A 21,270-nucleotide genomic window follows, 5' to 3' on the forward strand; every position below is an offset into this window, starting at 1 on the left:
ACCGGTTCGGCCGCGGAATTGACCCGGAGATTCGTCGCCGAATTGACCAGGAAATTAGGTCATCCGGACCGTAGAATCATGATCATGACTGAAAAGATACCCTCTGCCTCCACGACCGCGGCGCCGTTCCAGGCCGTGCTGACCCGCTGTGCTGACGCCGAGACCTGCGCCGACCCGAGCAGTGTGATGACCCTGCTGGGCGAGTCGCACGACGCCGGGAGCGGCTTCACGAGCTACCGGTCGACCTTCGCCAAGGGAGCGGTGGGGGCACCGGCCCATTTCCACACCAAGGCGACGGAGCTGTTCTTCGTGATCAGCGGATCCCTGCAGGTGCTGGTGGGCGAGGAGATCACCGTCCTGAACGAGGGTGACTTCCTGGCCGTGCCGCCGCACACCCCGCACGCCTTCGCCGCGGCGCCCGGTGCCGAGGCGGACGTCCTGTTCGTGTTCACCCCGGGCATGGACCGGTTCGACTACCTGCGCCTGCTCGGCCGGGTGCTGCGCGGCGAGGCCGACCCCAAGGAGATCGCCGAGTCGGGCGAACGCTTCGACAACCACTACGTCGACAGCCCGGTATGGCGTGCCGCTCTCGAGGGCGTGGCGTGATCGACTCCACGACCCACATCCGAGTGGCCCGGCCCTCTCGGGACCTTGGTGCCGCGGAGCGCTTCTATGTGGACGGCCTCGGGCTCGACGTGCTGTGGCGGACCACCGAGCGGGTCCCAGGTGGGCACGATCTGCTGATGGTCGGCCCTCCCGGCGGGTCCTGGCACTTCGAGCTCACCCGCGACCCCGAGGACCCGCTGGAGCCGACCCCGACCGTGGACGACCTGTTCGTGGTCTATCTGGGCAAACCCGTGGACGAGGCCCTGGTCGACCGCCTGGTAGCCGCCGGCGGAAACCGGGTTCCCGCGCACAACCCGTACTGGGACGAGTACGGAGCAACGGTTGCCGATCCGGACGGCTACCGCCTCGTGTTGTGCTCGCGCACCTGGGGGTAGACACGCCTGAGTACGATCCGAGCCCAGCCGGCTGAGTGCTCGGCTCGGCTCGTGCTGGGCGGGTGAGGCACACCCACGCCGGCGCGGAAATGCCGAGGGGCGGCTCGGGATCCGCGAGCCGCCCCTCGGCGGAGTTTCAGTGCGCGGTGACGGCCCGGGCGGCCTCGAACAGGATCTTCCTTCCGTCCTGTCCGGTCATCACGAGCCGCGGCAGCCAGGGCCCGTTACGGGTGTAGGCGTGGGTGACCGTCGCCTCGCCGGTCTCGCGCTGCGTGCCGTCGCCGAAGTACCAGTGGTAGTGGTACCCGGCGGCCAGTGGCTTTCCGGCCACCGTCACCGACATGTGTGCCTGACGGCCCACCTGCACGCTGTCCGGGACGTTGAGCTGTGCCCGGGGACCCTGCCGGGGGAGGTGGAACCACTTGCGGACACTCGGGTTGAGGAGGAATGCGTCGGCGTACTGCCGGGCGCCCTCGATGTCGGGGTGACCGACGGCCGCGCTCAGGCACTGCACCGGGGTCGAGCTGAGTGCGGGGCAGGCCCGGGTGCGCAGCGGGAACGCCGGGTCGGTCACCGGAGTGTTCCAGACCTTGGAGTCCCGGGTGAGCAGGGCGTTGTCCACGGTGAACAGTCCGTCGGCGGCGACCGCGTACGGACCGTCCGTGGACGCCTTGTTGGCGGCGGCCGCCGCCTGACGGTAGGCGGCGTTGGCCAGTTGCGTGTACTGCTCGTAGCGCTCCGCCACGTTGCCGAGGGCGCTCCTGCAGGAGGTCAGCCGGCCCGCGGTGATTCCGGGGGTGGAACAGGTCTTCACCGGGATCGGAGAGCTGCTGCGGCTCAGCGCGTAGTAGAAGTCGGCCACGATCACCTTCGGCCGCCCCGGCAGCGCATGGGCCTTCTCGATCGCCGCCTGCATCCCGCGTCCGCCGTATCCGACCTTCGCGCCGCTGAAGTAGGGCACGTCCTTGGCCGGGTTCTCCGCCGCCGCGCCGACGCCGGAGCACTCGCGCTTCACCGCCCGGGGCAGGTCCTTCGAGCCGGGGGTGATGCCGACGCCGATGCCGAAGAAGGGATCGAGGTCGTTGATGCACCCGTTGATCACGACCAGGTCGAGACCGTAGCCCCCGGCCCGCGCCTGGGCGCCCGCCTTCTCCAACTGGCAGAAGACGTCCGGCATTTGCTGGGTGACCTCGCCGAACTCCATCTCGCCGTCGCCGTCCGGGTCCTGCTTCTCCGTCCTGCGCAGACAGGCCGCGTCATCGTTGCCCGCGGGCAGCTCGGGCGCGTCGAGCACCGCGCCGGAGATCGCGTAGTCCATGTGCTGAAAACCCCGGCCGGTCGCACGGCCGAGCAACTGGCCCGTCAGGTAGGGGAACTTCTGGTCGTGGTCCAGGCCCTGCCCCCAGACGACGGAGTCGCCGACGGACGCCACCCGCACCGGGTCGCACCCCCGCCGTACCGTGTCCCGCCAGACCTTGCCGTAGTGGCCGGGTGCACGGCCGCCGGAGGCGGCGATGCGGGCGTCGACCTGCAAGGCGGTCTCGGTTGCGGGCACCCGGTCGAAGGGGATGCGGAACTTCGCCGTCCCGACATCGGTGGCCATGTCGAGGTGCCCGCCTGCCAGTTGTTCCGCACCGGCGCGCACCCGCCACTCGACCGTGACTCCGGCCTTCGCCGCGGCGGGGTCGTAGATCTGTACCCGGCCGTGCACGGTTCCGCTGCACACCGGATTGGGCGTCAGGTCCACGTCGAGGACGAGGGGGAACGCCGATCCCGGCAGGGCGCCGGCCTGCGCCTCGGCGGGGAGCCCGCCGAGGAGCTGTCCGAGGAGCACGGCGGCCGCGCCGACGGCCGCGAAACGCCTCGCCGCCGACGAACGACGGGCCACCCCATGTCCGCCCGGAACGGAACCCGTGCCGCTGCCCGCACGCCTCGGCACAACCCACCGCGACCACGCCCGTCTCACGCCAACACCCCTGTCTTCACTGCGATTTCGGTCCGTGCGGAGTCAACGGGAATCCGCATCGGTAGGGATGATCGCAGTCGGGAGACCGGTATGGACCGCGAGTGCGGTCACATACCGAGTGAAACTGATCACTTACCCGCAGTTACGGTCGGTCGGATGCCTCACGGCGGCAGCTCCCTCCGGTCTGCGAGGTGGTCGCCGAGAAGCGCCCTAGTACACCGGCAGCGCCAGCAGCGTCGTGTTGTTCAGGACGAAGAGGCGGTTGGCGTCGGCTGCGATGGAGCGCTTCTGGCCGCCGAGGGCGTAGGTCTGGGCCTGTCCCTCCCCGGAGCGCGGCAGCCCGCTCACCCCGATGTCGTCACTCTCCACGATCCAGACGCTGTTGCCCTGGACGACCGGAGGCCGCCAGGGCGGGGCCACGCCGGAGATGAGTACCATGCGCGGTTCCACGCCGCCGTCGGTGCGCACCCACCTCGGCACCTCGCAGTTCAGTGCGTAGACCATCCCGTCCGCCACGGCGGGAGGGCCCCATCCGGCGGTGTCATCCTGCTCCCGGGGCGGCCGCAGCGGATCCAGGGCCCACTTCTCGTGGCCGCTTGCGATCTCGACCGCCGCCAGGCTGCGACCGCCGAGATAGACGGTTCCGCCGTCGATCGCAGGCGGCAGCGGTCCCGCGGCCTGCCCCTTGCGGACCCAGGCGCGGGAGCCGTCATCGGCCCGGACGGCGGCCACGTCTCCCGCCTCGGTGCAGACCACCAGATGGCCGGCGCCGAGGGCCGCGGCGGGGTGGCCGCCCGACAGCGCCAGCGGCGGCCGCCGGGTCCACTTCACCTTCCCGTCGGTGCCCACACAGCGCAGCCGGCCATCGGAGGTCAGCAGGTAGACGGCGTGGGCGTCGGCGGCAAGCAGGGCGCCCACCTCCGCGTCCACCGTCCACCGGGGGGATCCCGTGGCGGCCACCCAGGTGCGCAGCGTGCCCTCGCCGTCGGCGGTGGCCACCAGCCGGTCCCCGATGGACAGGTAGCCGGCCTCCGCCTTCGCGTCGCCGATCCGCCACCGCTCGCGGCCGTCGGTGACCCGGCGCGCCGCGACGCCGCCCCCGGAGGCCGCGTACACCACCACGTCACGCACCGGCAGCGGCGCCGGCGATCCGGGGTCGGCCACGTCCTGGATGGGGCCCCACAGTTCTTGCGGGGAGCCTTCGGCGGAGCCGAGCGGCGCGGCCCGCACCTTTGCGGCCGGCGGGATGCCGAAGGGGTCGGTCGGGGGGGCACCGCCGTCGTCACGGCCGAGCCACCAGGCGGTGCCGCCGCCCGCCGCGGCCAGCACCACCCCACTGCCGGCGGCCGCGGCCAGCAGCCGCCGCCGGGTCAGGCGGGGAGCGCCGTCCCCGGCGGCGGGCGAGGGTCCGGTCGAACGGCTCGTCAGGCGGCGTGCCGCCGTCTCCCGTTCCCGGATCTCCGCACCCAGCGGGCCGGACTTCCACAGCCGTTCGGGGTTCCGCGGCGCCGCCGCGGCCTCGGCGACCTGGGTGGGCAGCGGGCGGGCCGCCGGGTCCTTGGCGAAGCAGGGCGTGACGAGGTACCGCAAGCCCTCCGGAACGGCCTCCAGGTCGGGGTTGCCGTGCACGACCTCGTACAGGACGGCCGTGATCTCGGCGCCCGTGTACGCCGGCCGGCCGCCCGCGGCGTAGGACAGGACGGCGCCGAGGGAGAAGACGTCGGCCGCCGGTCCGACGCGTTGCCCGAGGACCTGTTCCGGTGCGCCGTAGCCGGGTGTGACCGGGATCTGTCCGGTACGGGTGAGGGTCAGGCCGTGCTCGGGGCGGGCGATGCCGAAGTCGATCAGGCGGGGGCCGCGCGAGGTCAGAACGACGTTGGGGGGCTTCACATCCCGGTGGACCAGCCCCGTGGCGTGCACGTCCTGGAGCGTGCGGGCCAGTGACCGCGCCAGCTCCCGCACGGCGGCGTCGTCGAGCGGCCCGAAGCGTGTGACGGCGTCGTCCAGCGTCGGGCCGGCCAGGAACTCCGTGGCGATCCACGGCCTGCCGCCCTCCAGTTCGGCGGCCAGGACGCGCGCCACGCCCTCGCTGGTCACCGCCCGCGCGGTGTGCGCCTCCCGGAGGAAACGCTCGGCCAGATGCCCGTCGTGGGCGAGTTCCGGCAGCAGGACCTTCAAAGCGGCGGGGCTCCCCGAGGCGTCCGCGCCGAAGTACACCTTGCCCATACCGCCCTCACCGAGGACGCCGTGCAGGCGGTAGGGGCCCAGGCGCAGCGGATCTCCCTGGCCGAGGGGTTTCACAGGCGGTCGTCTCCTGGATCGGGAACGGGACGGGCGTCAGACGAGCGGGAGGGCGATGGTCCGCTTCTCCTGGCGGACGTACAGCTGGCCGCCCTTGGGGTCGGCGGTCAGGACGAGGGGCTCGGTCTCGTACGTCCAGACGGCCTGACGGGCGCGCAGGTCGACGGCGCGGAGGCCCTTGTCGTCGGCGCAGTAGGCGTACCGCTTTCCGATCGCCGGCGCCACGTCCCGCGTGCTCTTCCGGCCGGACAGCCCCTTCTCCTGCCAGTTCAGCGTGCCCGAGACGGCGTCGACGGCGATCAGCCCCCGGTCGGCCTCGGCGCAGTAGAGGACTCCGTCGTGGAGGGTGGGCGCGCCGTACCGCCGCTCCTCGCCCGCGCTGTCGCCGACGTCGCGCCCGTTGCCGAAGAGCCATTCGAGACCGCCGTCGGACAGCCGGCGGGCGGTGAGGTGCTCGGCACCCAGGTAGAGGTTGTGGTCGTCGGTGACCAGCCGGGACGGCGGGGCGCCCGCGAACGTCTCGGACATCTCCCACAGTTTGCGGCCGTGGTCCTTGTCGTGCGCGGAGAGGCCGATGAACGACGAGCCCATCGACGGGCTTCCGCAGAGCACCACCCGGGACCCCACCACGGCGCCGCACAGCACGGGCGGGACGCCTTCGGCCCTCGGCCCGTCCACCCGGCTGCGCCAGCGCTCCTTGCCCGAGCCCAGGTCGGCCGCGACCAGGTACCAGCGCCCACCGGAGGCGGCCCGGGCCACCAGGTACGCGACGCCGCCGACCACGCACAGCAGCTGGTTGTACTGCTCCTTGCCGGTGAACGCGGAGAGTTGCACCTGGGGCTTGCCCAGTTGGCCGTCGGACTGCGAGACCTCGCACACCGCCAGCGACGCCGCCTTCTCCTTGTACCCCCGCAGGGCGTACATCCGGGTGCCGTCGGTGGCCGACCGCCAGGGCTCGGCGACGTTCGCCTGCCAGGTCGACTTGCCCGACTCGGCGTTGACGCCGCACAGCACGATCCCCGCGCGCATGGCCAGGTTCCGGCCCACGTTCATCACCTCGCCCCCGGTGTCCGGGCACCACTGGGCGACGCTCCACAGCGGTGTCGGGGGCTTCGGCCGGTCGACGGCGTCCTTCTTCTTCGTACCGCCGCCCCCGGTGTCCCCGGAGTTCGCGAGCAGGGCCCAGCCCCCGCCGCCGAGGATGCCGCCCCCCAGGAGGGCGCCCCCGGCCACGGTCAGCAGTCGCCGCCGCGAGACGCCCGGTACGGAGGCGGCCTCGGCCCGCGGCGCCTCGGCGGGCACCGGCGGCGGCAAGCGGTGCGGCGGCTCGCGCCACACCTCGTCGCTGCGCCGGGCGATCTCCCGCAGCACCGCATCGGGCAGCAGGACCGCGAAGCCGCCGCGGTCGCCCGGGACGCCTCCCGGACCGCCCAGCGCGGTGCGCAGCTCGGTGGTGGACGGGCGGTGCGCGGGATCCTTGGCCAGACAGCGGACGAGCAGGGGCCGCAGCGCCTCGGGAACCCCGCCGAGGTCCGGCTCGCCGAACCGGACGCGGTACAGCAGGTCGGTGGGGGCACCGCCGCCGAACGGGCCGCGCCCGGTGACGGCGAAGACCAGCACCCCGGCCAGGGCGAACACATCGCCCGCCGCCGCGTGTTCCAGGCCCGCCGCCTGTTCGGGCGACATGAACGCCGGCGTCCCCACGGCGCTGCCGACGCTCGTCAGGTGCTCGTCGCCGAAGGCCCGGGCGATGCCGAAGTCGATGATCCGCGGGCCTTGCGCCGTCACCAGGATGTTGGACGGCTTCAGGTCGCGGTGCACCACCTCCGACCGGTGAAGCTGCTCCAGCCCGGCGGCGAGGGACGCGCCGAGGGCGCGCACGGTGGGCTCGGGCAGCGGCCCACCCGCCTCGACCGCGGTGTCCAGCGGCGGGCCGAGGACGTACTCCGTCGCCAGCCACGGGGTCGGTGCCTGGGGATCGGCGTCGACGACCGCCGCACCGTGACCGGAGCCGATGACGCGTGCCGCGTCCGTCTCCAGCCGGAAGCGGTTGCGCAGCGTGGTGTCCGCGGTGAGACGGGTGTGCAGCGTCTTCACCGCGACGGTGCGGCCACCCGCCGAACGGGCCAGGTAGACCGTGCCCATGCCGCCTCCGCCGAGGCGGGCGAGGAGCCGGAACGGTCCGGCGGTGTGCGGGTCGTCGTGGAGAAGTGGGGAGATCATGGCTTCAGCGCCCTTGGGTGGGGAGTGCGACGGCGAGGACCTCCGCCGACTGACGGGACAACGCCTCGACGACCCGGCCGGGCAGCGACACCCGCTCCGTGGAGCCGGTCAGTGCGCCGTACGCCGCGCCCGGCAGCAACTCCGCGAGCACCCGTGCCGGGTCGGGCCGGCCCTGCGGGTCGCGCGAGCGGCACGCCGCGATGAGGTCCCGCAGGCCGGCGGGTATCTCCTGCAGCTCGGGCACGGTGTTCCCGGTCGCCGCGTACGCCAGCACGGCACCCAGGGCGTAGACGTCCGCGGCACGGTCCAGCGGGCGGCCCGCCGTGAGTTCGGGGGCGAGGCAGCCGGAGTCCAACCCTGCTGCCGGTGCGGCGGAGCCGCCGACCGCCGGGTTCGCGCGGGCCGCGCCGAAGCAGCCCAGCAGCGGCCCGCAGGCGGTCAGCAGCACGGCCGCCGGGCAGATACCGCCGTGCACGATGCCCAGGACGTGGGCCGAGGCCAGGGCTTCGGCCAGCGTGCCGCCGAGCGTGCGGACCAGCGGTTCCGGCAGCGGGCCGCCGTGCGCGGCCAGGACGGCGGGCAGCGGCAGCGCGGGCCGGTAGGGCGAGATGTACCAGGGGAAGGCCGGCGTCCCCCCGAGCTGCACGATCGGCCAGAACCCGGGCTGCGTCAGCCGGGCCGCCTGCTGCGCCTCGGCCGCCCACCGTGCCGGATCACCACCGGGCGGCGGCAGGCACACCAGCGCGGTGTACCCGCCGTCGGCGCTACGGGCCAGATAGCGGCGTTCGGGAACGCTCCGGCTGCCGTCCGCGTCGAGACGGGCCAACGTCACAAAATCGCCGATCCGCGCAGGATCGTCCTGCCGCAGCCTCTCCACTTGGCCAACTCCCCCGTCAGGCTCGTTACGGACGTGAGCCTATACGCGAGGTACATGCGGGGTGGAAGGGGCCCGGATCCAGGCCGACGGACACCGGCGGGCCCCCGTCGGCCCACCCCGGAGAAACAACTGCCCGCCAGGAGAAACAAGCGCTCGCCAACCGAGGCGGGCGGGAGCTCAGTGCTGCGCCGCCTGCTCACGGAGGGCCTGGATGAATGTCGTGACGTGCGGGCGGTCGCGACGGCGGCCGATCGTGGCAACGCCGATGTGCCGGGTCGGAGCCGGTGGCCGGACCGGGACGGTGCGCAGACCCGGCACCGTCGGGACGAGCGCGATGGAAGGGATCAGGGAGATGCCCATTCCCGCGGCGACGAGCGAGCGGGCGAAGAAGTAGTCGGTGGTGGTGCCGCGCACTTCCGGTTCGAAGCCCGCGCGCTCGGCATAACGCCGCAGGTACGCCTCGGTCTTGAGGCAGCCGAGCACCCAGGGCTCGGCTGCCAGCTCGGCGATGTCGAGCGACGCGCGGCCGGCGAGTCGATGCCCCTCCGGCATGACGACGTGCAGCGGATCTTCCAGGAGTGCGGTCCACCGCAGGCCGGAGCCGGGGCCCGGCCCGACGGGCAGCGGGCCGTCGAAGTGGTAGGCGAGTGCGAGGTCGACGGCGCCTTGGCGAACAAGGGGCAAGGTGCTCTCGGGTTCACCCTCCCTGACGTGGAGCACGGTGTGGGGGTGGGCTGCCATGAGCCGGGGGAGAGCGCCGGGCAGCAGGTGCCTGCCGCCGCTGGTGAAGGTGGCGACGGTGAGCTGTACGCGGCCCGTGCTGAGCCGGTCGACCTGCTGTTGTGCAAGTTCGAGCTCGGCGGCGACGGACTCGGCGGCCCCGACCATGATCCGGCCGGCCTGAGTGAGCGTGACCCCGCGCGTGCTGCGCGCCACGACCTGGGCGCCGAGGCTGCGTTCCAACGCCGCCACCTGCTGGGAGACGGCAGAGGGGGTGAGACGGAGAGCCGCAGCCGCCTTGTTGAAGCTGCCGTGCTCCGCCACCGCCCGCAGGACGCGGAGCCGCTGCACATCGATCAACAGTATTCCTTAATACGTTTTCAGTAAGTGACTACTTCTGCTGATGACGGTAGGTGTCGAGGATGGCGGCATGCAAAAGATCTGCGTCATCGGCGGAAGCCGGTACTTCGGCAAGGTCCTGGTCGGACGTCTGCAGGCGGACGGCCACCAGGTCACTGTGCTCAACCGTGGCTCCACCCCGCCGGCCTCCGGTGTCGAGCACCTCGTCGCCGACCGCAACGACGAGGCCGCCCTCATCGCTGCGCTCGGCACCCGCACCTTCGACGTGGTGATCGATCAGGTCTGCTACACCCCCGTGCAGGCCGCGACGGCCGCCCGCGTCTTCGCCGGCCGCACCCGGCGCTACGTCATGACCTCCACGATCGAGGTCTACGACCCGGCGACCGCCGCGCTGCCGGCTGTGCCCGCGGGCACTTCGGTGCCGGAGGAGCACGTGGACCCGGCCGCCTGGCTGGTGGCCATGGACCTGCCCTGGCACGACGAGGCCTACCTGGAGGCGCACTACGCCGAAGGCAAGCGCCAGGCGGAAGCCGTCTTCGCCCGCGCCGACGGCTTCGCATTCGCCTCCGTGCGCAGCGCACACGTACTGGGCGGCGGTGCACAGGAATTCACCGGCCGACTGGCGCACTACGCCGAGCGCATCGCCCGGGGCGAAGAGATCACTGTCCACGCGAAGGCGCTGCCCACGGTGTTCATCCACTACGAGGAGCTGGCGGACGTGCTGCTGTGGGCGGCCACCACCAGCGACTTCACCGGTCCGGTCAACGCCTGCTCCGACGGCCTGCTCGACGTGCGCGACCTGGTCGCGACGGTCGCCGCGCAGGCCGGCCGGGCGCCCGTCCACCGGACGGCCGCGGCGGGCGGGACGGCCTCACCGTTCTCCTTCGACCGCCACTACCCCATGAGCAATGCCCGCGCGAAGGAGCTGGGCTTCGCCTTCTCCCGCACGGCCGACTGGCTGCCCGGCGCCGTCGCCGAAGCCCTCGCCCTGTCCGCCGCCCCCACCACCTGAGGAACACAGCCACCATGCAGTACCGCTCCATCGGAGACACCGTCGTCAGCGCCATCGGCCTGGGCGCCATGCCGCTGTCCATCGAGCACCGCCCGGACGAGGCGCGGGCCATCGCCACCGTGCACGCCGCCCTCGATGCCGGCGTCACGCTCATCGACACCGCCGACAGCTACCACTGGCACGCCGGCGAGGCCGGGCACAACGAGCTCCTCATCGCCCGCGCCCTGGCCCGCTACGGCGGCGACACCTCCGGCGTCCTGATCGCCACCAAGGGCGGCCGCGGCCGGCCCGGCGACGGCAGCTGGACCGTCAACGCCACCCCCGCCCACCTCAAGCGGGCCGCCGAGGCCTCGGTCAAGCGACTGGGCGTCGACGCGATCGGCGTCTATCAGCTGCACAAGCCGGATCCGGCCGTGCCCTGGGCGGAGTCCGTCGGCGCCCTGCGCGAGCTGCTCGATGCCGGAGTGATCCGCGCCGCCGGGATCTCGAACGTGACCACCGGTCAGATCCGCCAGGCGCACGAGATCCTCGGCGGCGGGCTCGTCTCGGTCCAGAACCAGTACTCGCCCGCCGTGCGCGACAGCGAGCCCGAGCTGGAGCTGAGCACCCGGCTGGGCCTGGCGTTCCTGCCCTGGAGCCCGCTGGGCGGGATCTCCCGCAGTTCCCTCGACGGTCCTTCCGGTTCGACCGCGGCGGATACCGCCTTCCACCGGATCGCGGCGGAGCGCGGTGTCGGCCCGCAACGGATCGCCCTGGCCTGGCTGCTGGCCCGTTCCCCGGCGGTGATCCCGGTGCCGGGGGCCAGCCGCCCGGCTTCCGTCCAGGACTCGGCCCGGGCCGCGACGCTCGTGCTGAGCGCGGCGGAGCTGACACGGCTGGACGAGGCCCGAGCAGGGCACCCGGCCGACGGAGTGGTCAGCGGAACCGGTTGATCGCGTCGAGGTGCTTCGCGCGCATGTCCTCGTCACGTACGCCCAGACCCTCGGTCGGGGCCAGGCACAGCACGCCGACCTTGCCCTGGTGGACGTTCCGGTGCACGTCGTGGACGGCGAGCGCGGTGTCGGCCAGCGGGTAGGTGCAGGAGAGGGTGGGGTGGATTTTGCCCTTGACGACGAGGCGGTTCGCCTCCCAGGCCTCGCGGTAGTTGGCGAAGTGGGTGCCGACGATGCGCTTGAGGTGCATCCACAGGTAGCGGTTGTCGAACTCGTGGTGGTAGCCGGAGGTGGAGGCGCAGGTGACGATGGTGCCTCCCCTGCGGGTGACGTAGACGGACGCCCCGAAGGTCTCCCGGCCGGGGTGCTCGAAGACGATGTCCACGTCCTCGCCGCCGGTCAACTCCCGGATGCGGGCGCCGAGCCGCTTCCACTCCCGCGGGTTCTGGGTGTGCTCGTCGGTCCAGAAGCGGTAGTCCTCGGCCGAGCGGTCGATGATCGCCTCCGCTCCCATGGCCCGGCACACCTCGGCCTTGCGCTGACTGGACACCATGCAGACGGGGTTGGCACCGCCGGCGAGGGCGAGCTGGGTGGCGTACGAGCCCAGGCCGCCGCTGGCGCCCCAGATCAGGACGTTGTCGCCCTGCTTCATGCCGGCGCCGTTGCGGGAGACCAGCTGACGGTAGGCGGTGGAGTTGACCAGACCCGGCGCGGCGGCCTCCTCCCAGGTGAGGTGGGCGGCCTTGGGCATGAGCTGGTTGGCCTTGACCAGGGCTATCTCGGCCAGGCCGCCGAAGTTGGTCTCGAAGCCCCAGATCCGCTGGGCCGGGTCGAGCATGGTGTCGTCGTGTCCGTCCGGGCTCTCCAGCTCCACCGACAGGCAGTGCGCCACGACCTCGTCGCCGGGCTTCCAGACGTTCACCCCCGGGCCGGTGCGCAGCACCACGCCGGCCAGGTCGGAGCCGAGGATGTGGTACGGCAGGTCGTGCCGCTTGGCGAGCGGCGAGGTGCGCCCGTAGCGCTCCAGGAAGCCGAAGGTCGGCAGCGGCTCGAAGAGGGACGACCATACGGTGTTGTAGTTGACCGAGCTGGCCATCACCGCGACCAGCGCCTCGCCGGGGCCCAGTTCGGGCATCGGCACCTCGTCGACGCGCAACGACTTGCGCGGATCCTTGTCCGCGCCGGTCATGCCGCGGAACATCTCGGTGTCCTCTTTGTGGACGGTCACGGCCCGGAAGGACTCGGGCAGGGGAAGCGAGGCGATGTCCTCGGGTGTGCGGTCGGGCGCGCTGATCGCGGCGCGCAGCTCGCTCAGGGCATGGCTGTCGGACATGGTGGATCGGCTCCTGTCGGGCGATTCGTCGGGGCGTATGGGGCGCTACGGGGTGGTGTCGGTGCGGCGCCGGTTCAACGTGGTGAGGCACCCTCCAGCCCGGCACCGGGCTCCACGGCCGAGTGCAGACGGGCGTAGGCCCCCGCGGCGGCCAGGAGCTGGTCGTGGGTGCCTTGCTCGACGATGCGGCCGCCTTCCATGACGACGATCAGGTCCGCGTCGCGGATGGTGGAGAGGCGGTGGGCGATGACGAAGCTGGTGCGGCCCGCGCGGAGCGAGTGCATCGCGCGTTGGATGAGGGCCTCCGTGCGGGTGTCGACGGAACTGGTCGCCTCGTCCAGGAGCAGGATCGAGGGCCGCGCCAGGAAGGCCCGGGCGATGGTGATGAGCTGCTTCTCGCCCGCGCTGACGTTGGTCGACTCCTCGTCCAGGACGGTGTCGTAGCCGTCCGGCAGGGTGCGGATGAAGCGGTCGGCACAGGTGGCGCGGGCGGCGGCCACGATCTCCTCGCGGGTGGCGTCCGGGCGTCCGTAGGCGATGTTCTCGGCGATGGTGCCGGAGAAGAGCCAGGCGTCCTGGAGCACCAGGCCGATGTGGGAGCGCAGGTCCTCGCGGGTCAGGGTGGTGATGTCGGTGCCGTCGAGGAGGATGCGCCCGCCGTCGGTCTCGTAGAAACGCATGAGGAGGTTGCCCAGGGTGGTCTTGCCCGCGCCGGTCGGACCGACGACCGCCACGGTGTGGCCGGGTTCGACGGTGAGGGAGAGGTCCTCGATGAGGGGGGTGTCGGGGGAGTAGCGGAAGCAGACGCTTTCGAACCGGACCTTTCCGGCGGCCTTGTGGAGTCGCGCGGGGCGGTCGGGGTCGGGTCCCTGCTCGTCCGCGTCCAGGAGGTCGTGGATCCGCTCCGCGGAGGCGAGGGCGGACTGCAGGCGGGCGGCGATGCCGGCGACCTCGACGATCGGCAGGCTGAACTGCCGGGAGTAGAGGACGAACGCCTGGACGTCGCCGATGGACAGGGCCCCGGCGACCACGCGCAGCGCGCCGACGACCGCCACGACGACATAGCCGAGGTTGCCGATGAACATCATCGACGGCTCGATGGCGCCGGAGGCGAACTGGGCTTGTGCGCCGACCCGGTAGAGGGCTTCGTTGTGCTCGTCGAAGGCGCGCTCGGCCTGCTCGCGCCGCCCGAAGCCCTTGACCAGCGCGTGACCGGTGTAGACCTCCTCGACATGGGCGTTGAGCGCTCCGGTGGCGGACCACTGACGGGCGAACCGCGGTTGTGCGCGCTTGCTGATCCGGGCCGCGAGCACGGCGGACACCGGTACGCAGGCCACCATGATCAGTGCCAGTAGCGGCGAGATGACGAGCATCAGCACCAGCATGCTCAGTACCGAGAACACCGCCGTGATCAGCTGGCTGAGGGTCTGCTGGAGGGTCTGCTGGAGGTTGTCGACGTCGTTGGTCACCCGGCTGAGCACCTCACCCGCCGGGTGGCGGTCGAAGTACCGCAGCGGCAGACGGGCGAGCTTGGCCTCCACGGACCGGCGCAGCGCGAACACCACCCGCTGCACGACCGCCGAGACCAGCCGCCCCTGAAGGAGGGTGAGGAAGGAGGCGGCGGCGAAGAGCACCAGCGTGATCAGCAGCACACGGGCGACCCCGTCGAAGTCGACTCCGCCGGATCCACGGGTGTGCCGGATGCCGTCGAAGACGAGGTCCGTGGCCTTGCCGAGGAGCATCGGGCCCGCCGCGTTGAGCGCGACGCCGCCGATGCCGAGGACGACCGCCACGGTGACCAGGGCGCGGTGCGGTCGCAGCAGTGCCAGCGTGCGGCGGGCGGGGCCGCGCCGCCCGCGGCTAGAGCTGTCCGCCGGGACCATGGACGGCCTCCTGAGGGGTCGTGGCGATTCCGGCGTCCGGGCCGGGGCCGCCGTAGTGGCCGGTGAGCGAGGTGAGTTGGGACCGGGCAATGTCCCGGTACGTCGTACTGGTGCGCAGCAGTTCCTCGTGCGTTCCGGTGGCGACCACCCGGCCCGCGTCCAGGACCACGATGCGCTGTGCGTGCTGGACGGTGCTGACGCGCTGGGCGACGGTGAGCACCGTCGCCCCGGAGATCTCCGGTTCCAGGGCGGCCCGCAGCGCGGCGTCCGTGGCGTGGTCCAGCGCGGAGAAGCAGTCGTCGAAGAGATAGATGTCGGGCCTGCGCAGCAGGGTGCGGGCGATGGCCAGGCGCTGCCGCTGCCCGCCGGACACATTGGTGCCGCCCTGCGTGATCGGCGCGTTCAGCCCCTGCGGCAGGCGCTCGACGAAATCCCGGGCCTGCGCGATCTCCAGCGCGTGCCGGAGCTCGTCGTCGGTGGCGTCGGGATTACCGAAGCGCAGATTGTCGGCGACGGTGCCGGAGAAGAGGTACGCCCGCTGCGGGACGAAGCCGACGGTTCGGCGCAGCACCTCCGTGTCCAGTGTGCGTACGTCGACGCCGCCCACGTAGACGCAGCCCTCGGTGGCGTCGAAGTGCCGCAGCACGAGGTTGAGCAGGGTGGTCTTGCCGCTGCCGGTGCTGCCGAGGATCGCCACCGTCTCGCCGGGGCCGGCGCTCAGATCGATCCCGCTCAGCACCGGCTCCTGCGCGCCCGGATACCTGAACCCGGCGCCGCGCAGGGTCAGTCGGCCGGTCGCGGGCACGGCGCGGACGGGCCGCGGCGGTGTCGTCACGCTCGGCTCGGTCGCCAGCACCTGCTGGATGCGCTCGGCCGAGACCCTCGCCCGTGGCATCGCCAGACACACGAAGGTCACCATCACCACCGACATCATGATCAGCGTCAGATAGCTCAGAAACGCGCTGAGCGCACCGAACCGCATCGCGCCGGCATCGATGCGGTGCGCGCCGAACCACACCACAGCCGCCATGAAGGCGTTCAGGACCAGCAGTACGACGGGGACGATGGTGGCCAGCAGCCGGCCGACGCGCAACGAGATGTCACACAATTCGGAATTGGTTCGGCCGAATCGCGCGCCTTCGTGGCCGTCGCGCACAAAAGCCCGTACGACGCGGACTCCCGTGATGCGTTCGCGCAGCAGGCCGTTGATGCGGTCGAGGTATTTCTGCATACGGTCGTAGAACGGATCGGTGCGCCCGAGAATGAGGCCGAATGACATTCCGAGGGCCACCATCAGTGCCACCAGAAGCAGCGAGAGCGGAATGTCCTGCTGGAGTGCGAGCGCGATGCTGCCCAGACACATCAGGGGCGCCGACACGATGACGCCGAACGCGGACAGCGCCAGCATCTGTACCTGCTGGACATCGTTGACGGTACGCGTCATCAGCGACGGAGTGCCGAACTGCCCGACCTCGCGGGCCGAGAAGTCCAGCACCCGGCGGAAGACGGCCGAGCGCAGGTCGCGGCCGATCACCATGGCCGTACGTGCGCTCAGCGACACCGCGCCCACGGACGCCGCGACCTGTACGAGCGCGACGGCCAGCATGCCCAGTCCGGTCCGAGTGATGTAGCCGCTGTCGGCCTTGACCACGCCGTTGTCGATGACCGCGGCGCCCAGCGTCGGCAGGGCCAAGGTCGCCAGGATCTGGGCCAGTTGCAGCAGTACCAGCAGGACGACGAAGCGCCGATGGGGACGCACATGGGTTCGTAGCAGTCTGAGCAGCACCGGGCGACGCTCCAGGAGACGGGCAGGTCCGGTCGGTGGCGCGGATGAGGCGCCCACCGGGCCTGGACGGGGCACACCCGGACAGTGCAGCGCACCGCGGACCGGAAAATCCGTAGTGTCCCGGTGGCGGGTGCCGCGGGCCGCACGGGATGCGGCGACGCCTCTGGAACGGACCGCGAACTCAAGGTGGCGGGGACTCCGGAATTCCGTAGTGTTCCCGGAATTTCTTGACACCACGACCGGCCGCTTGGAAGCGTGCGCTTACCCGGCGTCCGGACCGCGGCGTTTTCGACGCCAATAGACGCCGATCGATGCCATTCGAGGCCAAGTGGCCAATTAGCCAAAGTTCAAGTAGCAGACTCGGCTCTGCGTTTGGGCGGTCTGTTCTGTGCGGAGGAAAGGAATGAGATGTCCAAGCGTGCGCTGATCACCGGAATCACCGGGCAGGACGGCTCCTATCTGGCCGAGCACCTGCTCGCGCAGGGGTACCAGGTGTGGGGCCTGATGCGGGGGCAGGCGAATCCCCGGAAGTCACGGGTCAGCCGGCTCGTCTCCGATCTGTCCTTCGTCGACGGCGACTTGATGGACCAGGCCAGCCTGGTTTCGGCCGTCGACAAGGTGCAGCCCGACGAGATCTACAACCTCGGTGCGATCTCCTTCGTGCCGATGTCCTGGCAGCAGGCCGAACTCGTCACCGAGATCAACGGCATGGGCGTGCTGCGCATGCTCGAGGCGATCCGCATGGTCAGCGGCCTGAACGGCTCGCGGAACGGTGACGGTGGCCAGATCCGCTTCTACCAGGCGTCCTCGTCGGAGATGTTCGGCAAGGTCGCCGAGACCCCGCAGTGCGAGACCACCATCTTCCGGCCGCGCAGCCCCTACGGTGTGGCGAAGACCTACGGGCACTTCATCACCCGGAACTACCGTGAGTCCTTCGGCATGTACGCGGTCTCCGGCATGCTGTTCAACCACGAATCCCCGCGCCGCGGAGCGGAGTTCGTCACCCGGAAGATCTCCCTCGCGGTGGCCCGCATCAAGCTCGGCTATCAGGACAAGATGTCCCTGGGCAACCTCGACGCCGTGCGCGACTGGGGCTTCGCCGGAGACTACGTTCGCGCCATGCATCTGATGCTGCAGCAGGACGAGCCGGGCGACTACGTGATCGGCACCGGCCAGATGCACTCGGTCCGCGACGCCGTCCGCATCGCCTTCGAGCATGTGAACCTGAACTGGGAGGACTACGTCAGCATCGACCCCTCGCTGGTGCGCCCGGCCGAGGTGGAGATCCTGTGCGCGGACGCCGAGCGCGCCCGCACCCAGCTGGGCTGGGAGCCCACCGTCGACTTCCCCGAGCTGATGTGCATGATGGTCGACTCCGATCTGCGCCAGGCGTCCCGCGAGCGGGAGTACGGGGACCTGCTGCTGGCCGGCAGCTGGTAGTCCGCCCGGGGCCACGGGATACCTCGGCATGCGATGTGTGCCCGGGCGTATCCCGCACCGCTTCGGCACGGCGACCGCGCCGCCACGCGGAGCCGGGAACACTACGGGATTTCGCGTAGTCCTCCCTGTGGAATGGGTGTGTGCACCACGGAACCCACGGGTGTGCACCACACAGCCGGCGACCGGCCGCCGTACCCCGGCGGACCGGTCCGGCACCCTCGCCAGGAGGAGGACGCAGCGCCATGACGACGACCGCCGCGGAAGGCGCCGGGCCGTGACCTCGCGGCCGTGGCCGGTTAGGTGCGGGTGGCCCCGCGGGCTCCACCGCAGTGGTGGCACGGTTGAACACCCACCCGCGGACGTGGAGTCCGCGCGACGAGGAGCGTTGCTGGCCACGGATTACCTAGATCATGTACGCTGACGCACGTCGGACATCACCCTTTAGGGTGATTTACAGTGCGATGTGGTGACGCCCCGTCACATCCGTTGTGTCTCCGAGGTGCGAGGAGTCCTATGGTGCGGAGCCGGAGCGCAGATTCTGACTTAGGCAGCGCCTTGGTCGGCCGAGGCGATGTGGTAGGCGAGCTCAACCGCTTTGCTCGACAGGCGCGTTCCGGGCGCGCCTGCTCGGCGGTCGTGACCGGCCCGACCGGAAGCGGCAAGTCCGCCCTCCTGCACGCCTTCCTCATGGGGGACGGCTGCCGTCACGCGACGGTTCTGCAGGGCACCTGCGAGGAGGGCGCGTCGAGCGAATCCTTCGCCGGGATACGCGCCCTGCTCGGCCCGATCGCACCGGGCGCCCCACTCGACGGAGCCACCCGCTACGCCCTGCCCGCCCTCACCCCCGGCGCGCCGGCGGGTGAGCCGCCGCACGCCCCCGCCGTCCAGCACACCTTCCACGGCCTGCACCGCTTCGCGGTGGACATGCTGAGCCGCCGCCCGCTCGTCCTGGCCCTGGACGACATCCATCACTGCGACGAAATCTCCCTGCGCTGGCTGGACTTCCTGCTGCGCCGGTCCGACGACCTCCCCCTGCTCGTCGTCCTCACCCGGCAGACCGAGGCCGCCGCCCTCACCCGCCGCGTTCCGGCCCACCACGCCCTGACGGACCTGGCCGCCCAGCGCCGCACGACGACGCTGCGCCTGCGACCGCTGACCGAGGCGGATGTCGCGGAGATCGCACGCGGGTTCTTCCCGGCACCCGCCGCCCCCGTCTTCGTCACCCGCGCTCGGGCCGCGACCGGCGGCAACCCCCGCCTGCTGGACCGGCTGCTGCGCGAACTGCGGGCCGAGGGCGCCGGTTCCGGCGTGGGCAGTGCCGACCGGATCGCCGAGACCGGCGGCCGCGTCCTGGCGCGCTGGGCACGCGAACTCCTGGACCGCCGGCCACCCTGGGTCGAGCAGGTCGCACGGGCCGTGGCGGTCCTCGGCGAGCGGGGGACCGACCACGTCGGCGCCCTGGCCGCCGTCCCCGCCGATGTCGTCGAGGACGCGCTGACGGTGCTGCGCGAGGCCGGACTGCTGGCGCCCGGCGGCAGGCACCTGGCGGACGACGCGGTGCGCGCCGCGGTGCTGACGCCCCTGGACGCCCAAGTGCTGTCGGGCCTGCGCACACGGGCGGCCCTGCTCCTGAGCGACGCGGGCCGACCCGCCGAAGAGGTCGCCCACCACCTCCTGCAACTGCCCTCGGCCCCCGAACCATGGATGGCCGGCGTCCTGCTGGAAGCCGCGGCCTGCGCCGAGCAGCGCGGCGCCCCGGAAACCGCGGCCCGCTACCTCTACCGGGTGTTGGAAGCGGACCCCGACAGCGTGGAGGTCCGCGTCCGGCTGGCCAGAACACTGGCCGAGACCGACCCGCCCGAGGCCATCGGCCTGCTCCGCGAAGCGCTGGGGCCGAGTGTCGACGTACGCACCCGGGCGCGGATCGCCGCGCAGTTCGGCACGACCGGCCTGGCCGCGCGCGAGATCTCCGTCGCCCTGGGCATCCTCGAAGACGTCCTGGACGCGCTCGATGCCGAACTCGGCCCCGACCCCCAGCCCGCCGACCGGGAACTGCGCACGCATGTCGAGTCGGTGCTCCTGATCGTCGGCTCGCACGGCCGCAGCACGTTCGCCGCGACGCGGAAGCGGGCCGCGGCGATGACCCTGCCCGAGGGCGACACCCCCGCCCAGTGCCAGAAGCTGGCGGCCATGGCCGTACTGACGGCGCTCGACGGACAGCCCCCCGAACCGGCCGTGAAACGCGCCCTGCGCGCCAGCTCCTGCCCCCAGCTGCCCCTGAAGAGCCTGTCCCTGATCAACTCCGCCCTGGTCCTCAGCCTCGCCGACCGCACCGAGGACGCGCTCCGCGCGCTGGACCGCGTCCTGTGCCACGGCCGGGAGAACTCCGCCGTATGGACCTATGCCCTGGCCCTGTCCACCCGCGCCGTGCTCCGGCACGGCCTGGGCGCTCTCCCGGACGCGCTCGCGGATGCCAGAACGGCGGTCGACATCAGTGGCGCGGAACGCTGGGCCGAGAGCATGGTCCTGCCGCGCCTGGCCCTGGCGGGCATCCTGGTGGACCGCGGTGAGGCCGCGTCCGCCGAGAGGCTGCTGACCAGCACCGAGCCCACCTGGCGCGAGCAGTCCGTGTGGACCTACCACCGCTACCTGATGGCCCACGGCCGTGCCCGCCACGCCTTGGGGGACGCGGAGGGCGCACTGGGACTGTTCCGCGAGTGCGGCAGATCACTGGAGGAGGCCGAAGTGCGCCATGCGGCATACCTGCCCTGGTGGGTGGAGGCGGCCTGCGTCCTCGCGGAACTGGGCCGTGCGGAGGAGGCCCAGGAGCCGGCCGCGCACGGCACCCGGCTGGCACGGCAGTGGGGCACCCCGCGCGTCCTCGGCCTGGCCGCCCTGGCCCGCGGCGTGGCCACCCCGGGCGCGGACGGCGTGGAACTGCTGGGCGAGGCGGTGCGCGAACTGTCCGCCTCACCGGCCCGCGTCGAACACGCCCGCGCCGAACTCGTCCTGGGCAAGGTCCTGTTGGCCAACGGCGACCGACCCGCCGCGCGCGAGCATCTGCGTGCCGCGGCCGGCCTCGCCCAGCGCTGCGGCGCCCTCGCACTGGGCCAGGATGCCCGCGCCGCCCTGGTGGCCGCGGGCGGCCGCATGCGGAAGATGACCGCCTCGCCCCTGGACCTGCTCACCAGCATGGAACGCAAGGTCGCCAGTCTCGCCGCCGGCGGCGCCGGCAACCGCGCCATCGCGCAGTCGCTGTACGTCACCGTACGCACCGTCGAGATGCATCTGACCAGCGTGTACCGCAAGTTGGGCATCGCCGAGCGTGCTCAGCTCGCCGAGGTCCTCCGCCACTCGGGCGTCCGCGGAGCCCGGGCGCCACGGTCGGCACCGCGGCCGGGCGGACAGGGCTGAGGGCGAGCGGACCGGGGTGGTA

The 21,270-nt window shown here is 72.0% G+C and carries 14 protein-coding genes; 6 read left to right on the forward strand and 8 right to left on the reverse strand.

Going from position 1 to position 21,270, the window contains the following annotated elements; translation table 11 throughout:
- Window positions 1–84 precede the first annotated feature (84 nt).
- Complete coding sequence (locus tag ACIGWZ_RS01550; RefSeq protein ID WP_400059642.1) at window positions 85–606, forward strand: cupin domain-containing protein; 522 nt, start codon at window positions 85–87, stop codon at window positions 604–606.
- A complete protein-coding gene (locus tag ACIGWZ_RS01555; RefSeq protein ID WP_400059644.1) occupies window positions 576–1,001 on the forward strand; it encodes a VOC family protein in 426 nt (141 codons plus the stop codon). The genes ACIGWZ_RS01550 and ACIGWZ_RS01555 overlap by 31 nt, the downstream gene beginning before the upstream one ends.
- Window positions 1,002–1,137: 136 nt before the next feature.
- Here the strand turns inward: ACIGWZ_RS01555 and ACIGWZ_RS01560 are convergent, their stop codons facing one another.
- The 5 genes from ACIGWZ_RS01560 to ACIGWZ_RS01580 all read right to left on the reverse strand — a co-directional run bounded on the left by ACIGWZ_RS01560 (window position 1,138) and on the right by ACIGWZ_RS01580 (window position 9,448).
- Entirely contained in the window at window positions 1,138–2,889 is a 1,752-nt protein-coding gene (locus ACIGWZ_RS01560) for a PKD domain-containing protein (RefSeq protein ID WP_400059646.1), read from the reverse strand.
- 288 nt (window positions 2,890–3,177) lie between these two features.
- Entirely contained in the window at window positions 3,178–5,268 is a 2,091-nt protein-coding gene (locus ACIGWZ_RS01565) for a serine/threonine-protein kinase (RefSeq protein ID WP_400059648.1), read from the reverse strand.
- Window positions 5,269–5,304: 36 nt separating this feature from the next.
- Entirely contained in the window at window positions 5,305–7,491 is a 2,187-nt protein-coding gene (locus ACIGWZ_RS01570; protein WP_400059650.1) for a protein kinase, read from the reverse strand.
- Between the two features lie 4 nt (window positions 7,492–7,495).
- Window positions 7,496–8,368 (reverse strand): serine/threonine protein kinase, encoded by an 873-nt coding sequence (locus tag ACIGWZ_RS01575; protein ID WP_400059652.1) that lies wholly within the window; start codon window positions 8,366–8,368, stop codon window positions 7,496–7,498.
- A 177-nt stretch (window positions 8,369–8,545) separates the two neighbouring features.
- Window positions 8,546–9,448: a LysR family transcriptional regulator gene (locus ACIGWZ_RS01580; protein ID WP_400059654.1), complete on the reverse strand. Its 903-nt coding sequence runs from the start codon at window positions 9,446–9,448 to the stop codon at window positions 8,546–8,548.
- 70 nt (window positions 9,449–9,518) lie between these two features.
- Here ACIGWZ_RS01580 and ACIGWZ_RS01585 point away from each other — a divergent pair, with 70 nt between their 5' ends.
- Both ACIGWZ_RS01585 and ACIGWZ_RS01590 read left to right on the forward strand, forming a co-directional pair.
- Window positions 9,519–10,460, forward strand: coding sequence for an NAD-dependent epimerase/dehydratase family protein (locus ACIGWZ_RS01585; RefSeq protein WP_400059655.1), 942 nt, complete (start codon window positions 9,519–9,521; stop codon window positions 10,458–10,460).
- A gap of 14 nt (window positions 10,461–10,474) precedes the next feature.
- The gene (locus ACIGWZ_RS01590) at window positions 10,475–11,392 is read left to right on the forward strand and encodes an aldo/keto reductase (RefSeq protein WP_400059657.1); all 918 of its coding nucleotides are present in this window, start codon (window positions 10,475–10,477) and stop codon (window positions 11,390–11,392) included.
- Here the strand turns inward: ACIGWZ_RS01590 and ccrA are convergent.
- The 3 genes from ccrA to ACIGWZ_RS01605 all read right to left on the reverse strand — a co-directional run bounded on the left by ccrA (window position 11,376) and on the right by ACIGWZ_RS01605 (window position 16,394).
- On the reverse strand, window positions 11,376–12,725 hold the full coding sequence (gene ccrA / locus ACIGWZ_RS01595; RefSeq protein WP_400059659.1) for a crotonyl-CoA carboxylase/reductase: 1,350 nt from the start codon (window positions 12,723–12,725) through the stop codon (window positions 11,376–11,378). The two genes, ACIGWZ_RS01590 and ccrA, sit on opposite strands and share 17 nt — an antisense overlap.
- A gap of 74 nt (window positions 12,726–12,799) precedes the next feature.
- Complete coding sequence (locus ACIGWZ_RS01600) at window positions 12,800–14,608, reverse strand: ABC transporter ATP-binding protein (RefSeq protein ID WP_400059661.1); 1,809 nt, start codon at window positions 14,606–14,608, stop codon at window positions 12,800–12,802.
- Window positions 14,586–16,394, reverse strand: a complete 1,809-nt coding sequence (locus ACIGWZ_RS01605) for an ABC transporter ATP-binding protein (protein ID WP_400059663.1) — start codon at window positions 16,392–16,394, stop codon at window positions 14,586–14,588. The genes ACIGWZ_RS01600 and ACIGWZ_RS01605 overlap by 23 nt, the downstream gene beginning before the upstream one ends.
- A 408-nt stretch (window positions 16,395–16,802) precedes the next feature.
- Between ACIGWZ_RS01605 and ACIGWZ_RS01610 the strand changes: the two genes are divergently transcribed.
- Together ACIGWZ_RS01610 and ACIGWZ_RS01615 are read left to right on the forward strand one after the other, a co-directional pair.
- Window positions 16,803–17,834 (forward strand): GDP-mannose 4,6-dehydratase, encoded by a 1,032-nt coding sequence (locus ACIGWZ_RS01610; RefSeq protein ID WP_400059665.1) that lies wholly within the window; start codon window positions 16,803–16,805, stop codon window positions 17,832–17,834.
- A 513-nt stretch (window positions 17,835–18,347) separates the two neighbouring features.
- Window positions 18,348–21,248, forward strand: coding sequence for an AAA family ATPase (locus ACIGWZ_RS01615; RefSeq protein WP_400059667.1), 2,901 nt, complete (start codon window positions 18,348–18,350; stop codon window positions 21,246–21,248).
- Window positions 21,249–21,270 lie beyond the last annotated feature (22 nt).

This window comes from Streptomyces sp. NPDC053427 (genome assembly GCF_044544985.1).
Classification (GTDB): Bacteria; Actinomycetota; Actinomycetes; order Streptomycetales; family Streptomycetaceae; genus Streptomyces.